Source organism: Novipirellula herctigrandis (assembly GCA_007859835.1).
Taxonomy (GTDB): domain Bacteria; phylum Planctomycetota; class Planctomycetia; order Pirellulales; family Pirellulaceae; genus Novipirellula_A; species Novipirellula_A herctigrandis.
In genome coordinates this window covers 6,984,504-7,000,725 of sequence record SJPJ01000001.1, presented here as the reverse complement: position 1 = coordinate 7,000,725, position 16,222 = coordinate 6,984,504, and the positions used below count along the sequence as shown (strand labels likewise).

The following is a 16,222-nucleotide window of genomic DNA, read 5'->3' as shown; positions in this document are numbered from 1 at the left end:
TCAGCTTTGTTCCTCTATCCCGCTCTAACGATTGGATTCCTTTTTGTCGCGGTGCCGTTGTTGGTCCATTTGATCAACATGCTTCGGCATCGGCGTCAAAAATGGGCCGCCATGGACTTCCTGCTGGCTAGCTATCGCAAGCAGAAGAAGTGGATTCGTCTGCGTCAAATCTTGCTGCTCCTGTCGCGACTCGCCGTCGCGGCGGTTCTGATTGCGATGCTGTGTGGTTGGACCGGTGGCGGACAAATGCTTGGTATGCTCGGAGGCAGCACGACGCATCATGTCGTCATTCTTGATGACAGCTACTCGATGGGTGACAGCAGCGGCGGCGTGTCGGCCTATTCCCGCGCGTTGCTTTCGCTGCAAGACCTGACGCGGCGTTTGGCTAGCGACGATGGAATTCACGAATTAACCGTCATGCGATCAAGCCGCGCAGCGATGACGATCCGCGGCGGAAGCGATTCAGGTGATTCGGCAGCCGATCTATCGGCTCAAACGGTCACGTCGGATGCACGGCTGATTAACCGCGTGATGGCGACCGAAGCGTCACCGGTTCAAACGGACTTAGTCGCGGCTATCGACCTCGCCGGAGAATTAATTCGAAACGCGCCGGCCGATCAAAAGGTGCTTTACATTGCAAGCGATTTCCGTCAACGAGATTGGGCGGCTCCACAACGACTTGCCGAATCGATGCGAGGAATTTCGGGTGACGACGTTTCGATTCGGATGATCGATTGTGCACTGAGTCCAATGTCAAACTTGGCCGTTACCGACATTTCTCCCATTCGTGATGTCTGGGTCGCCGGTGTTCCGGTCGTCGTGAACGCAACGATCCGCAACTACGGGCCAACCAATGTTAGTAATGTCTCGCTTGAAACTCGCGTCTATCACTACTCCGATGAAGTCGTGCAATCCGACCCGACGTTAGCGGTCACGGGAAGCGTCGAGTCGCTTCCCGCGATGGTCATTGAATCGCTCGACTCAGGCGCGGAAATCACCAAAAAATTCCAAGTATTTGTTGCCGAACAGGGGACGCATGCGATCGAAGTCTCGCTTCCCGAAGATGCCCTTTCAATTGACAACGCTCGTAGTTGTACGCTGCCTCTATCGGATGCTGAAAAGGTTTTAGTGATCGATGGTAATGCCGACACACTTGGCGCCTACCATGTCGCATCCGTACTCGATCCTGGCAGCCAAGTGCGAATCGGAGCAATTCCGGAAATTCAGCCGCCGTCGTTCTTACGAGCGGCAACGCTTGAAACATTGACTTCCTATCGAGCAATCTATCTGATCGACTTGCCTGAAATTAGCGAAAATGCCGCCGATGCACTTGATCGCTATGTTCGTCGCGGTGGAGGATTAGCGTGGTTTCTTGGCAAAGATGTGGTCAAGGATTCGTATAACCAACATTTGCTCGCTGGGGATCGTCGTCTATTGCCGATGCCGCTTGAGGAAGCCAAACCGATGCCACCACCTGCGGGCGTTTCGTCAGCGGATGTCGTATTTGGCGACGCACCACAACTGCTCGCACCACTGCGAGCCGGTGGGGATGCCGCATTGTCGCTAATTGGGTTATCGCAATCGTGGACACTACAACAACCAAGTTTTGCCGAGCCGGACGATCCGGAACAACCGCGAATCAACGTGGTGCTCAAGCGTCGCGATGGCGGACCGTTGGTGACCCAGCATGACGTCGATCGCGGACGAATCATCACCGTCTTGACTGGACTTGATGGCAGTTGGACCAATTGGCCGGGTGATCCGACGTTTGTCGTATTCCTGCTCCAAGCGAATGCGGATTTGTGGAGCGGGGCGGCACCACCGACTCGACGATATATCGATGAAACAATCGAGCGACATATCGCACTCAGCGCGTACGCTCTGGAGGCAACCTACCTGCCCGCCGTAAAAGAACCGCCACGTGTTCCCATCGAAGTGGTCGCCAAAGTAGTGGAAGAAAACGATGGCTCGACAAACCCCGGTTCATCAGGAAGCGTAGCTGAATTCATCCTCGATCCAAGCGAAATGGTGATTGCTGGTGAAGCGAACGTGAGTGACATTTTGCGTCCAGGGATTGCGGAATGGGCGTTGACTCGAAGCGATGGCCAAGGCGAATTGGTTCCCGTTGCTGCGGTCATTCGAACGGGTGAAGGGGATCTTCGGCGAGCCGATTCGGCCACAATCCAACAAGATCTTTTGCCAGTGGAAGTCCGATTCTTAAGTAGCGAAGCATGGAGCACTCAAAATCAAACCGCCGGAAGTTCGACGTTGGCCCTTTTGCTGCTTGGACTGCTTGGAACTTTACTCGCCAGTGAGCAAGCATTGGCGTATTGGGCTAGCTATCATACTCCGCTTGAAAGTGCAAAGGCACCAGGCAAGAAGCGATCGTTTCTCGATCATCAAGGCCCCTTTTCTATACGAGCTAGCCGATGAACGAAACTATCAATGGCGTGATGGACGAAACGCTCGTCGACCGAGTCAGTGGCGGGACACAACAAGTGGTCTACGAATTCGCCCGCGCAGCGACGCTTGAAGGTTGGTGGTCCTGGGCGTTGCTGATTGGAACGCTGGCTCTTTTGTTGTTCCTCTGCATTCGATTGTATCGGCGGGATGTCGCTGAACTTGCCCCGTTGACGCGGTGGACGCTGATCGGACTGCGTCTGATAACGATCGCAGGTTTGGTCTTTTTCTTTTTCGATCTCCATCGTCGAACCGAGCGAATGGTGACTCGACCGAGCGAGGTCACCGTTCTCGTGGATACCAGCCAAAGCATGTCGCTTCCCGTCGGTGCAATGGGTAGCACTCAGACCCGGGCCGAGCGAGCGGCGAGGTTACTTGAGGATTCAGACCTATTAGAAAGGTTTGAGCAAGACCATCGCGTCAGTGTATATGCATTTGATCAAACGAGCGAACCCAAACTGCTCGAAACACGTGGCGGTGTGTCTCCGCTGGGCGCGGTTGAACAGCCCACTCGCGAACCGGCTTTGGCGTCCAATGCAGCCGTGATCGGTGCCTTGTTGGTAGGGCTAGGAGTTCTGCTTTCGGTCATTGCACTCCTCGTCGGCGCGGCGGGTCGGACCGAGATATTACCTTGGTTGATTTGCGGCGCGGCATGCTCGGTTGTGCTCGGCATGATCTCGCTCGGCAGTGTGTATGCGATTCATACCGATCGATCGCTCGCCGAACTTTTGGGCCGTGATAAGGCAGCCGATTCAGCAGCCACCGAAACGAACGAACCGACGGACAACGACGCGACACCACCGCCGGTGCGAGTTTCCGATTGGTCCAAGACGATTGCGGCGACTGGATCGCAAAGTCGCATCGGCGATGCGCTGCGGAGCATTTTGTCGGACCATGATCCGTCGACGCTTTCAGGAGTCGTTGTCATGACGGATGGTCAAAATAACGGTGGTGTTGGGACCGGAGCCGCAATTGCAGCAGCCCGCCGAACGGAAGTGGCCATCTATCCCGTTGGACTCGGCAGCAGCAGTGCGCCGGTAAATGTACGCGTCGTTGATCTTGATGCTCCCCGACGAGTATACCCCGGCGACAAATTCGCAGTGACCGCAATGCTACAAGCCAGCGGTCCGAAAAACATGGAAGTCGATGTCCAATTACTCGACAAACTCGATGATTCGTCAAGCGGGTCTGGGGCCGAAACCAACGAGGCATCCGCGAATCTGGGCGAAGTCGTCGACAGCCAAAAGATGAATGTCGCTAGCGACGGAACCTTGACCGCGATCCGTTTCGAGATGGAACCCGAATCGGTCGGTCGCCGTCGGTTAGCGATTCGGGTGGTTGCCCCCGAAGAAGATCAAAACCAACGCGATGACTCACGCGCGGCTCGGTACGAAGTGGTCGCAAAGAAACTACGTGTGCTGGCGATTGCGGGCGGACCGACACGTGAGTACCGGTTTGTTCGCAACTTGATGTTCCGCGATAAATCAATCGAATTGGATGTCTGGCTGCAAACCGGCAAACCGGGAATGAGCCAGGATGCCGATCGCGTGCTAGATGCATTTCCGGCTAAGCCCGAAGAACTGTTTGATTATGACGCGATCTTCATGTTCGACCCCAATTGGACAGCGATGAGTGCCGAGTCTCTCGATTTGCTCGACCGCTGGGTGAGCCAGCAAGCGGGCGGTTTGATCTTGGTCGCTGGCCCTGTGTATCATTCACAATGGACACGACTTCGAACCGACCCACGAGTGAGTCGGATCGCAGGTTTCTTTCCCGTGAACCTGTCGAAGCGTGGGACCTTAGTCAGTGGCGGACGACAAGGGGGCGAAAATCCATGGCCGTTGGATTTCACGCCCGAAGCTCGACGTGCCGAATTTCTATGGATCGCGGAAGATCCCGCGGACAGTTTCGATGTTTGGGAACAATTCGGCGGCGTTTATGATTTCGTGGGAGTGAAAAATGCGAAACCGGGAGCCAAGGTTTACGCCTATTTTTCGGATCCCACCACGGAAATCGGCGGCTCGTTGCCCGCCTATTTGGCGTCCCATTTCTATGGTGCAGGACGTGTCTATTTCCAAGGCAGCGGCGAAATGTGGCGACTGCGAGGAGAAAGTGATACGTACTTTGATAGTTACTACACAAAACTTGTTCGCTGGGTCAGCGAAGGACGGTTGATGCGAGACAGCACCCGTGGCGTTTTGCTAGTCGATTCGTCGCGAGCGATGGTAGGAGAGACGATCACGGTCCGAGCGATATTGACGGACGACCAATTCGAACCGCTCGATGTTGCCGAGGTCGAAGCGAAACTATTGGCCCCAAGCGGGCGGATCGACGATATCAACCTATTGCCGTTGAAAGGGGAACCACGCCCAGGAACCTATGGCGGTCGGTTTGTTGTTCGTGAAGCCGGTAGCTACGAACTGCGTTTGACGCTCGGCGATGCACTGGAGGAACAAGTCCTTCAGCAAAGCGTCCAGGTACGATTGCCGACCGTGGAGCTAGAGCGTCCACGCCGAAATGACGATGAACTAAAACAGCTTGCCGATATGACGGGCGGCGTTTTCGCAGCCGTCGAGCCAGACACCACCAACGACGCATTAGTATCGACATTGGTATCACAGCTTAAACCGCAACCGCAAACGACGGTCCTTCCAGGAACCCCGGATATTGATTTCAATCGCCGCCGCAACGTCGTATTGATGTGGTTGATTGCAACCATGTTGACAATGGAATGGGTCACAAGGCGGCTGCACCGCTTGGCGTAGCCAGCCCTCGCGACTTCGACTAATTGCCAAGAGAGAAAAACGTACCGGCGTATGGCTTGGCTCAATCGCCCCATTGCACGGTGAGCCCAATACGACCACTACTGATCCAACTCAAGCAGGTCGACACTCTCTAGTAGATCTTTGAAATCAGCTGGTGGTGGAGAGACCGATTCGAGCATTTGCTGGGATCCAGAGTCGAGATCGGATACTTCGAGCTCTTCCCATTCGAGGCTGCGGTTGGTCGCTGCAGCGTCGTCAAACCGCTGAGCAGGATCAATTGTTGCAGGGGTGATTTTTGCTTCGTCATCTTCGACAAAATCTTTTGACGTACGTGCGCCGACTTTCAACGCTTCCCAGGGTTTGGGATAAAAATACTGGGGCACGCGGCGACCTTCGCATTTGTCATACGCACAACGATGTTCCGCTCGATGCCACGCCATCGCCTCTTGGCTCGAAGGAGCGATTTTGTAAGCGATCTTGCCGCCGAGGTAGGTCGGGCGATTGTAACTCCGTCGGTACGACTCGGGCAATCGATTTCCCAACGGGCCAATCACGTCATAGCGTGGGTGCACCGGCTGGCACTTTCGATCAGGATGATGAGCCAAAACGGGAGTACTCACCATCGTGGCAACAACAAGAACGAGTAAGCGTGACATTCGAATAACTTAGGGTTACAGGGAGCGTTCACTTGCAGGAAAGGGAACGCACGCACGGTTCGCCACATTCCCCCAATTGTGCTTTCGGCAACGATCGTCGCGACTAATCAATCAAGCGACGGTTGTTCCGAATATGCGGATGTAGAGGAAGGTTTTCGGGATCGGTAATGCCAACCTAATCCAACTAAACTGACAAGCCAAAGGCTACCGAAAACCAGGGGAGCAAAGGAAAGCCAAACGACCGAAGCAACCGCACCGGCCAAGAACGCTATCCCAAATAACGCCGAACCACCCCATACATGGCCTCCCATCGCGAGAAATCCAAAACCGCTTAGCGCTGATGCCACAGGGAATAACAACCGCTCATCAAGTTCACCTAAGAGTAACAACACATTCATCGTCGCGAGGGTCGCTAGATAGCCGAGCCAGATCGACCAAACGGGACGCTCGGCAATCGTGCGGGGCAAAATCTGCCCTCGACGTGACCAATAAATGGAAACGAAGATCAACGTCAACATGATGATTCGAGGAATCCAATACGCATACAAAGTCGAATAGGAAAGCCAATCGAGCACATAGATGACGACGTGGGAGACAAAGATAATCACGCCGATTCCAATCAGTGTCCGCCCCCATGATTCAAAATAATTTTGATGTTGGTCACGCCGGATTTCACGTGCCATCCGATCCAAAATGCCACTGCCGGCTGCACGGATCGGTTCGCCCGATAGAAAACGATCTAGATCGTCGGCAAGTTCATCCGCCGTTGCGTATCGCATGTCCGCTTCGTACTGCATCGCTTTCAAACAGATAGTCTCGAGATCCGTTGGAACATCGCGGCGAATCAGTCGTGGCGACAACGGTTCGTCGTGCAAAACCGAGCGAAGTACGTCGGCGGGTGACTTGCCATCGTGAGGTGGACGCCCCGTCAGAACGGCATAAAGAATCGCGCCAAGGGAATAAATGTCAGCCGCTTTGCCAACATCGCGGCAACCTGTTGCTTGTTCGGGACTCATGTAATGAGGTGTCCCAAGCACTTGGCCGGTTCGCGTTAGCATTGTCCCTTCGCAGTGCCACTTGGCCAATCCAAAATCAGCAACCAACGCCCGCCCATCTTCACTCATTAGAATGTTCTCAGGTTTCAGATCGCGATGCACTATGCCGGTTCGGTGAGCGTAGGCAACCGCACGGGCGATCTCGCGGACCACCCGGGCGGAGGCGGTATCGTCATAGCTGCGGTCCTCGACAATTTTTTGAAGCGTTGGTCCTTCAACCAACGTCATCGAGAAGTACTCGCAGCCCCCCGATGACCCAATATCATGGATCGCGATGATGCCGGGATGGTCCAATCGGGCAGCCGCTTCGGCTTCGGTCCGGAACCGCTTGCGTTCCTCTTCGCCCGCCAAAACGCCACTACTGATTAGCTTCAAAGCAACCGGCCGACCAAGGTTGCCTTGGTGAGCACGGTACACGACTCCCATGCCGCCCCGAGCAATCTCGGATTCGACTTTGTAGGGACCGATCTGCGTCCCGATCAGTGAATTGCTTGCAATTTCAGTCTCTGCGTCACCCAAAAGCCAATGGTGATTTCGAAAAAAACTCTTTAACTCGTCGGCGAACTGCGGATAGGCGTTGAGGTAGCTGCCAGCATCCGGAGACTCTCCTTTCTCGTATTTTTCGACATATTCAGCCATAACGGCCTCGATCAGCGACGACTCACGGTCGGCTGGCAAGGTGATCGGCGGATCGGATTCAGATCTGGACATCGGCTTCATGCCTCAAGTATACCCGCCGTAAGGAACCACAATCACATCAACCATCCACTTGATCTCACTCAATGAAACGACCCCTGGCAATCATGGACGAGGGTGCCACCGCCGATGCAAACGCGCCAGCCGAACGTGGGTCCTTTTCCGAGATCGACCTTTCGGTCGTCGTTCCACTGTACAACGAAGAAGAATCGGTCGAGCCACTGATTTTGGCGATTCGAGACGCATTTCAGCAGACTTCGCTTTGCTACGAGGTGATCTTGGTGGATGACGGCAGCACCGACCAAACGTACAGGCGTGCTGCCGATGCCGGTGACCAATCGGGACTGACCCTACGCGTATTATCTCTGCAACGAAATTTTGGCCAAACGGCCGCTATGCAGTCGGGTATCGACGCAGCGCACGGGCGGCTGATTGCGACACTTGACGGAGACTTGCAGAACGATCCAGCCGACATTCCCAAAATGGTCGCTCATCTCGAAGCGGAACAGCTCGATCTGCTCGTCGGACGAAGAAAAAAACGACAAGATGGATTGGTGTTGCGATTGATCCCCTCGTGGATCGCCAACCGGTTGATTGGAAAAGTCACGGGCGTTCGCATCCACGACTATGGGTGCAGCCTAAAAATTTATCGATCAAGTGTCATCAAACACGTCAAATTGATGGGCGAAATGCACCGATTTATTCCTGCCTGGGTCGCAGCGGTAACGCATCCGTCGCGAATTGGCGAGATAGACGTTCGTCATCAAGCACGGCAATTTGGAACGTCCAAATACGGCATATCGAGAACCATTCGTGTCGTGTTGGACCTATTGTCGGTGCTGTTCTTCATGAAGTATCGTGCGCGGCCCGGTCATTTTTTCGGCACTCTCGGCTTAGTTGTCGGCGCCGCGGGCACGGTGATGTTGAGCATCGTCTTCGTGTCAAAATTTGGTTTCAATCAAGACATCGGGACACGCCCGATGTTGTTGCTTGGCTCCGTGGCGATGCTGTCCTCACTGCAATTGATTTGCTTTGGCGTCATGTCGGAAATGTTAGCTCGCATTTACAATGAGTCGAGTCATCAGGCTAACTACATCATTCGCAACCAACACGCAACGGAGTCGATGGCGGCGACGGAAAACGAACGTAAACCATCGCATTTGATTCCCCTTCCCGCCGTTACCAAACGAAAAGTGGGGTAACGATTGATGGCCGATTGGATAGTGCATCAGCGTTATCGTTTCATGATTGTCGTTTGCGTTTATTTTGCACTTCACATATGCATACGAACAACCATTTCGGGTTCGCTTGACTTTGACGAATCCGAACAAGTGTTTTTGTCGCAGTGGACGCTTCTTGGATACAATAGCCAACCCCCTCTGTACACCTGGATGCAACAAGGTCTGCTGTACCTATTGGGTGACAATGTTTTTTCTTTGGCATTGTTAAAAAATGCCTTACTCGCTGGAACCTACTTTGCCGCATATGGGATTGTAAAGAAAGCAACCGACAACCCAACTCAGGCCGTTGTCGCTTCGCTAGGCATTATGACGATCCCTCAAATTGCTTGGGAAAGCCACCGCGATTTGTCGCATACGGTTGCAGTCACATTCGCCACCGTTGCACTGGTGTATTGTGTCGTTTCGCTAGAAAAAAGTCACCGAACGGCTTGGTATGCAGCGATCGGAATGGTCACCGCATTCGGAATCATGAGCAAATACAATTTTGCAATCGTCGTTCTTGCTGTTGCAATAGCGGCATTGAGTGTTCCGAACTATCGCCAGCGTCTGTTTAGTCCGCGAATCCTGTGGACCATTATCGTCGCGGGTAGCTTGATCGCGCCGCATGGCTATTGGATAGCCAACCACCATGGGTTGGCATCGAAAAAAACGGTCAGCACGTTAGCCGGTTCGAGAACATCGAGTTGGTTTGACAACGTCATTGAAGGCCTTGATGCATTAGCATCATCCGCGTTCGCCTGTTGCGTCCTAACCGTATTCGTCTTCATCGTTGCCTATCGAGCGTCAATCATCCGATGGATTCAAAACCGAAACCGAATTCGCAAGGAATCTTCGCATGACTCCATCCGACAAACGACGCTTTTTGTCGAACGATTTTTAATCGTGGTTGCGTTTATTTTGTTGATGATCGTATTGTCGGGCCACGCGATCGAGTTCAAGAATCGTTGGCTGCAACCGTTCGTTGCGCTGCTGCCAGCCTATTTGGTGTTGCGATTTAGGAACTTTGCAAGCGAAGATCATGCTGGGATGAATCGCGTCGCACTGACATCATTCCTGTTAATGGCGACGGTGCTGATCGCGGTATCGTCCCGTCCGCTGTTATCAAGCTATCGACACAAGCACATCTTATTGAATGTGCCTTTTGATTCGTTTGCCGAGTCCGTTCGTGAACGCTGTGGTCAAGATCCCGCTGTGATCGTGGTGCCCGACATGCGGTGGGCAGGGAATTTGAAGATACAATTCCCATCCGCTTTGGTCTTGTCTCGCGACAACCAACACGTTGCGGATCAGGCCTCCGTCGCGCAGCGGATTCAAAATGGTGGCGATAACATCTTGGTCGTTTCCAACGGCACCGAATCGATCGCCGTCGATACGATGAAGCAGTTTGTCAACAAAACGCTCCGTCGCGACATTGAAGCCCTGTATTGGCAAACCATTGATCACCCCTATTACTATGGTAGTGCGGAAAACCATAGTGAGTTCACTTTTGCGAGGCTGAATGATCCGCAGCGTCATATTGGCGAAGTCGCATCGGCCTCATCGGCAAGTGATCTAATCAGTGCGAAACCGACTCACGAACCTCATACGAACCGTTAGCCGTGACAAAGATTGATCGATATATACTGATTCTCTTTCTGCGAACCGTGCTGGTCTGTTTCTGCTCGATCGCCGGCATTTTCGTCGTTTTCCACGCCTTCACCAGCCTCGATGACTTAGTCCGCCAAGGGCAAACCGAGGGTGGGCTTGTTCGCGTCATGGCACGCTATTACGGCCCCTATATGCTGCTTCTGTTTGACTGGACCGGCGCAATCATCGTGCTGATGTCACTGCTGTTTACGATCGGTTGGCTCCGTCGGACAGGAGAGTTAACGGCCACATTAGCAGCGGGCGTTTCTCATGGACGCATTTTGCGACCGATGATCATTGCTTCGCTTGTGATCATCGTGGTTCAGATTGTCAATCGTGAAGGATTTCTGCCGGGTTATCGTGATGCGTTGGCAATGAAGCCAAAGGAACTTGAACAGGAATCGCAGCAACTAATGTTGCCATGTGATGATCGGACTAGCGGAATTTTGATCGAAGGCGCTGCGATCTTGCCGCGCAGTAAACGAATCATCCAACCTAGTTTTCGCCTCGAAGGCGACTACCAGGGATTTGGCGGTCTCATCACCGCCGCAACGGCTCAGTGGACCGAAGCAACCGAGGACCACCCCTGTGGTTACCTCGTCGACGGCACCCTACGACCCGAAAACATCGAATCACTCCCTTCTGCGGGTACGCAAGACCGAATCATTCTGTATACGCCATACGATCAAGCATGGCTGCAACCGAAACAGTGTTTTGTTGCGACGACGATCAACTCGGAACTACTGCAAGCCGATCAATCAACCTCGCGTTTGGTATCCATTCCCGAATTGGCCGCGCGAGTAAAGAATCCAGCGGTCCATAGTAGCGCCAGTGTCCAGGTTCTGTTACACGAACGACTCATCCGTCCAACGCTTGATTACGCCTTGATCTTGCTCGGTTTACCGATCGTGGTGAACCGAAAGAACCGCAACTTGTTCGTGATGATCGGCGTGGCAATCGGCACAGTACTCTTTTTCTTTGGGATCAAGACACTATCCGGAGCACTTGGTGGTGCCGGCTATTTGTTATCGCCATCGATGGCAGCATGGGTACCGCTGTTGGTCCTGGGACCAATCGCCTACGTTCGCCTACGAGACATCCAAACGATATGAAGCCCTCCGATATCTCTGTCGTTATTCCAACATGGAATGAAGAAACGACCATTGAGGGATCTATTCGTTCGGCAATCGAAGCGGGCGCGGTAGAGGTGATTGTGTGCGATGGCGGAAGCAATGACAACACGATCGCCCGAGCGACCGAAGCGGGCGCCAGTGCAATCATCCGTTCGGTTCCGGGCCGCGGAGTCCAATTGAACGCCGGTGCCATGTTCGCCAAACGCGACTTTGTCTTGTTTCTGCATGCCGACAATCGACTGAGCCACGACTGTTTGAGGCAAATTTGTGACTCGCCGGACGTCGTTTGGGGAGCGTTCAAACAGCAAATCGAAGCCAAAGGTTTCGTCTATCGGTGGCTCGAAAAAGGGAATGCGACGCGAGTGAAGTGGCGGAACATGGCGTTCGGCGATCAAGCAATCTTTGTCGAGCGGTCCACCTACAAGAAGCATGGCGGATTCGAAGAAATCCCGCTGATGGAAGACGTCGCGTTTTCGAGACAAATGCGGAAAGTCGCTAAGCCGCGGCTGCTCGCAGGCCCTGTCATTATTAGCGCCCGCCGTTGGCAACGCCGAGGTGTGATTCGCCAAACACTACGAAACTGGTATCTGCAATTTGCCTACGCAGTAGGGGTCCCCCCGCGACGCTTAGCCAAATGGTACCGCTAGAAAATTGCAAACAAGTCTAGCTTGCTCGAGGATGAGCTTTTTCGTAGACCGACAACAGATTCGCTGCGCTCACATGCGTGTAGATTTGTGTGGTTGCGAGGCTTTTGTGGCCCAGTAATTCTTGGACGCTTCGAATGTCCGCCCCACGATCAAGTAGATGCGTCGCGAAACTATGACGCAGCGTGTGCGGGCTGGTTCGCGCATCAAGACCAACGATGGCGATGTATTTGTCAAGCATCCGGCCAATGCTCCGTGTGGTTAAGATGCGACCGAAGCGATTGACAAACACCGGCGTATCGCGTCCAAGCACCTCCACCTTTGGATCGCGAATTCGACGTTTGGCATATTGCCGTATCGCCTTAATCGCGAATGAGCCGAGGGGACTGATACGTTCTTTGCGGCCCTTTCCTCGGACTCGCAGGATTTGTTGTTCAAAATCCATATCCCCGTCGCGAAGTCCCACCAACTCGCTGACGCGTAGACCAGCGGAATACATCGTCTCGAGTATTGCTCGGTCTCGAAGGCCCGCCGTTACATTCGCCGGGGGTGCTAGTAGCAAGCGACCGACTTCTTCGTTACTTAACACATGTGGCAGTTTGCGTTGTCGCCGTGGATTCCGTAGCGGCTTAGCAGGGTTGCTTGTCGCAATCCCTTGTCGCATCGCAAAGCGATAGAAACTGCGTAGTGATGCAAGCTTGCGAGCAATCGTTGTCCGAGCATAGCCGGCCTCTTGAAGGGCTGCTTGAAAGGCCCGGAGATCTTGCGGCGAAAGCGCGTCGGGGCGAGGAGTGCTACCACGCGTGGCTTGTAACCATTCGACCAAACCAAACAAATCTTCTCGGTACGCCTTGATCGTCAAGTCCGAAGCGTTGCGTTCGGTCGCGAGATATTGCAGAAATTGGGCAATCGAACGGTGCATGGTTCTTTGAAACGTGCCGGAGAATGTAGGCCGGAATAAGCAGCCTAAGCGACGCCGATCCGGCAGCGATGCGAAATAGAACGCTTTTCAATGCTTCATGCCGCAACGATGCTAACGCCCACGGTATGGATAAGCCTTGTTCTACTTCACGTTTGACTCGCGAAAAACGTGTTCCTTTGCTACTGCGTTGGCTTGTTCCGGCCAACAATCGTGCAGCGACGACTAATAGAAGTCGTCGATAGACAAGCTATCAAACTCTTCGCTAGCAACCATGTCGTCATCCGACGGCACCGCATCGCGAATTTTTCGGCTTAGCATCGCGGCGTCGTACCAAGTGAAGTCTAGTTCAGGGTCGGCTGCGTACCGAGCCAGTTGCCGTAGCGTTTGGTCTCGGTTTTCATCATCGAATAGAAAGATGAATCGCTCTTCGCCTTTGACTAATGCCAGAACGTTGATTTCCTTGTCCATGGACGCGACTATCCGTTTGCTGTCTTATCGAAACTTGCCATTCAGCCGAGACCGCCCGACTTGCCGTGGCTTCAGTATCGGCTAAGAGGCCAGCGGAGGATGAGGTCGCTCTGTTCACTTCCGCCCCGAGACTCAAGCATTTCGGTTATGTGCAAGTGACAACAGAAACGAACGAAATCTTCGCTACGCTTGAGATAACCCTGCCAACCCCCCGGGCGGGCGTCGTCCCCCAACTCAACGTAATCAGAAAGTCGATCGGTAAAGTAAGAGTCGTCCCCGCGATAGATGCGTGTATGCGATAACACAGGATCTCGACTGACAAGTGGTACTGGTCGTACCGGTGCAGGTGGATCGGGGATCAAATCGGTTGGGTCTGGCCAATCATCGGGCAGTGGAGCTTCGGGGACGGAATCAGCGGAAAGGCCAAACCAAGCTTCGGTCGTGGCCGGATCACCGTTCGCTGGCATTCCATTGCCAGCAATTTCAATGCTGGCAATCTCGTCCGTGGCCATTGGCGGGTAGACACCGTCAGGGGTTGTCAAATCAAAGCTACCATCACCTCGTACTTCGTTTGCCTGTGGAATAGGTGATTCGGCCGAGACGCGATGCAACTTTCGCTCGGCAATTTCTTGGCCATCACTCGAAGCAAGCGGTGTTTGGGTGGCCATTTGGCTGCGAGCCAATTCAAATTCCGCTTCGCGAGTGATTCGGCGTGGAATATGCTTCTCGTTTTCAGTCCCCCACGGCAAACCGTAGCCGGCAGGAATGGGATGAAAACCTTCGTTCGCCGCATACCAATGAACCGTCATCGCCATTCGCGGTGGATAGTAGGGTTGGTAGTCAGTGACCGATCCAACAATCAACGCCTCAACACCCAACTGTTTGGCGAGCCGCTGAAAGTCCTCTCCGGTCGTTGGTTCACCGTAGGTGCTGGAATACTGCATCCATTGAGCCTTCGTGACTCCAATAGGCAAGACTTCGAAACCGGGAATACCTTGCAAAGCGGCGTAATACCCCTCAGCAACCATTTCCGTATCGAGCGTCGGTTCGTTGCTTTGGTTAAAAAACGGCAGCACGGCAACACGTTTCAGCTGTGGAAACGGATTATGCAGTGACTCGCGGTGTCGCGTATCAGGCACCAACGAGCAGCCCGTCGCCAAGAGCGTCACGGTAGCAAAGAATAGGTGTGCAAGCGATTGATGGAGTTTCACGAGATGCCTCGGCGAGTTTGAAACGCGCACGATCCCTCCACCCCCATCTAAGAAATCGACTGTCTCGGCCCGCAAACTGAACCTAATCCGAGTCTTTTATCAAAATGTGACTCCTATCAACTCCCAGGCATTCGGATGTCGAACGCGATGGAGTTAACGAATCCTCTATGACACACGTTTCAACCGTGTTCCCAAGGTTCACCACACGCAATCGGAGTCATGGCGAGCAAAAGTATGCCATCAAACCTCGAGACATTTAGTGAATCCATTTTCAGATATTGACCGGTCCGATTCGTTGCTACGACCCATTTGGTAGCAAGGCTTTATGCACTTGGTAGAGTATTTCCCCAACTTGAAACACTGATTCGCGGACTACCATGAAGATCCGACAAGTTGCATCGGAGAGGGGGCCTCAATGGAGCGATCCGCTATTGCCATGAACTTATCGTTCCATTGGCGCTGCGAGGCAATTCCATCGTCTTTGGCGCATAAGCTTGGCGGGTGGATCGGCGAACGCTTTTGCAATCACCGTTCGCGCTACATGTGGACAACAAAGCCGTTCGGGCAACGGACAAAACATAAGCCGCGCCGCCTGAATTCTCTGCTACCTGACTTTGAACCGTTCACCTCCTCGGCGTCTATCGAAGACACCGAGGAGCATTTCTTTGAGTGATTCATCGCAAACGAATCTGCTATAGAACCGTCTATCCTCGGAAGTACAAGTAGGCAGCCAGAATCGCGACAAGGACGAGTCCTGAAGCGATGACGTCGAGTTTCGACCAACTTTCACGGGATGCTGTTTTTTGGTCTGCGGTTATAGTTCCAAACGTCAACCCGCTGATTCGTTCATAGTCTGGTTCACGCGTTGCATAGCTAACCGCAACCATGACGATCCCACTGACCAACAAGATCAACATGCTGTAGTACTGGAAGAACATGTTGTTCATGATCCAAAAGAACGATCCCTCGGTATAGGAAAAGTCCTCGAGCAGTTTCACCGGAGTATCGATGCCGAGTCGAAACAGCCCCATTGCAAAACCAACAATCAACGCAGCCAAACAACCAGGTCCATTGAGCCGCTTCCAAAAGATCCCCAAAAAGAAGACCACAAAGATCGGCGGCGCCAAATAGGCTTGAACGCCCTGTAGGTAATCGTAAAGTCCTCGGCCGCCTTGGATCACAGGAATCCACGCTAACCCAATCAGAACCATCACAGCGGTCGCCACTCGGCCAATCCAAACGAGCCGTTGCTGAGAAACCCCAGGTCGCAGTGCCGAATAAAAGTCCATCGTGAAGAGTGTCGCGGATGCATTGAAAACACCGGCGAGCGAGCTCATCAAAGCCG

12 protein-coding genes are annotated in these 16,222 nt (G+C 53.4%); 6 read left to right on the top strand and 6 right to left on the bottom strand.

The window, feature by feature from the left end:
* Positions 1 to 6: 6 nt before the first annotated feature.
* Entirely contained in the window at positions 7 to 2,433 is a 2,427-nt protein-coding gene (locus CA13_RS25545) for a BatA domain-containing protein (RefSeq protein WP_419194810.1), read from the top strand.
* Positions 2,430 to 5,225, top strand: a complete 2,796-nt coding sequence (locus tag CA13_RS25540; RefSeq protein ID WP_146401516.1) for a vWA domain-containing protein — start codon at positions 2,430 to 2,432, stop codon at positions 5,223 to 5,225. Before CA13_RS25545 ends, CA13_RS25540 begins: the two co-directional genes overlap by 4 nt.
* A gap of 98 nt (positions 5,226 to 5,323) precedes the next feature.
* Here the strand turns inward: CA13_RS25540 and CA13_RS35665 are convergent, their stop codons facing one another.
* Positions 5,324 to 5,881: a hypothetical protein gene (locus tag CA13_RS35665; RefSeq protein WP_419194809.1), complete on the bottom strand. Its 558-nt coding sequence runs from the start codon at positions 5,879 to 5,881 to the stop codon at positions 5,324 to 5,326.
* Between the two features lie 107 nt (positions 5,882 to 5,988).
* Complete coding sequence (locus CA13_RS25530; protein WP_146401514.1) at positions 5,989 to 7,647, bottom strand: serine/threonine-protein kinase; 1,659 nt, start codon at positions 7,645 to 7,647, stop codon at positions 5,989 to 5,991.
* Between the two features lie 71 nt (positions 7,648 to 7,718).
* Here CA13_RS25530 and CA13_RS25525 point away from each other — a divergent pair, with 71 nt between their 5' ends.
* From CA13_RS25525 to CA13_RS25510, 4 genes are read left to right on the top strand one after another with little or no spacing between them, the layout of a single operon-like run.
* Complete coding sequence (locus CA13_RS25525) at positions 7,719 to 8,834, top strand: glycosyltransferase family 2 protein (protein WP_473087487.1); 1,116 nt, start codon at positions 7,719 to 7,721, stop codon at positions 8,832 to 8,834.
* A 6-nt stretch (positions 8,835 to 8,840) separates the two neighbouring features.
* The gene (locus tag CA13_RS25520; RefSeq protein WP_146401512.1) at positions 8,841 to 10,469 is read left to right on the top strand and encodes an ArnT family glycosyltransferase; all 1,629 of its coding nucleotides are present in this window, start codon (positions 8,841 to 8,843) and stop codon (positions 10,467 to 10,469) included.
* 2 nt (positions 10,470 to 10,471) lie between these two features.
* Positions 10,472 to 11,611 carry an LptF/LptG family permease gene (locus CA13_RS25515; protein WP_146401510.1) on the top strand — a complete coding sequence of 380 codons (1,140 nt, stop codon included), beginning with the start codon at positions 10,472 to 10,474 and terminating at the stop codon, positions 11,609 to 11,611.
* A complete protein-coding gene (locus CA13_RS25510) occupies positions 11,608 to 12,279 on the top strand; it encodes a TIGR04283 family arsenosugar biosynthesis glycosyltransferase (protein ID WP_146401508.1) in 672 nt (223 codons plus the stop codon). Before CA13_RS25515 ends, CA13_RS25510 begins: the two co-directional genes overlap by 4 nt.
* Before the next feature lie 16 nt (positions 12,280 to 12,295).
* Here CA13_RS25510 and xerC read toward each other — a convergent pair whose 3' ends face one another.
* The 4 genes from xerC to CA13_RS35660 form a co-directional block, all read right to left on the bottom strand.
* On the bottom strand, positions 12,296 to 13,198 hold the full coding sequence (gene xerC, locus CA13_RS25505; protein WP_146401506.1) for a tyrosine recombinase XerC: 903 nt from the start codon (positions 13,196 to 13,198) through the stop codon (positions 12,296 to 12,298).
* 222 nt (positions 13,199 to 13,420) lie between these two features.
* Positions 13,421 to 13,666 carry a hypothetical protein gene (locus tag CA13_RS25500; protein ID WP_146401504.1) on the bottom strand — a complete coding sequence of 82 codons (246 nt, stop codon included), beginning with the start codon at positions 13,664 to 13,666 and terminating at the stop codon, positions 13,421 to 13,423.
* Between the two features lie 71 nt (positions 13,667 to 13,737).
* Positions 13,738 to 14,877, bottom strand: a complete 1,140-nt coding sequence (locus CA13_RS25495) for a hypothetical protein (RefSeq protein WP_146401502.1) — start codon at positions 14,875 to 14,877, stop codon at positions 13,738 to 13,740.
* 704 nt (positions 14,878 to 15,581) lie between these two features.
* Positions 15,582 to 16,222 (bottom strand): sodium:solute symporter family transporter (locus CA13_RS35660; RefSeq protein ID WP_419194808.1); only part of this gene is annotated, 641 nt, incomplete at its 5' end.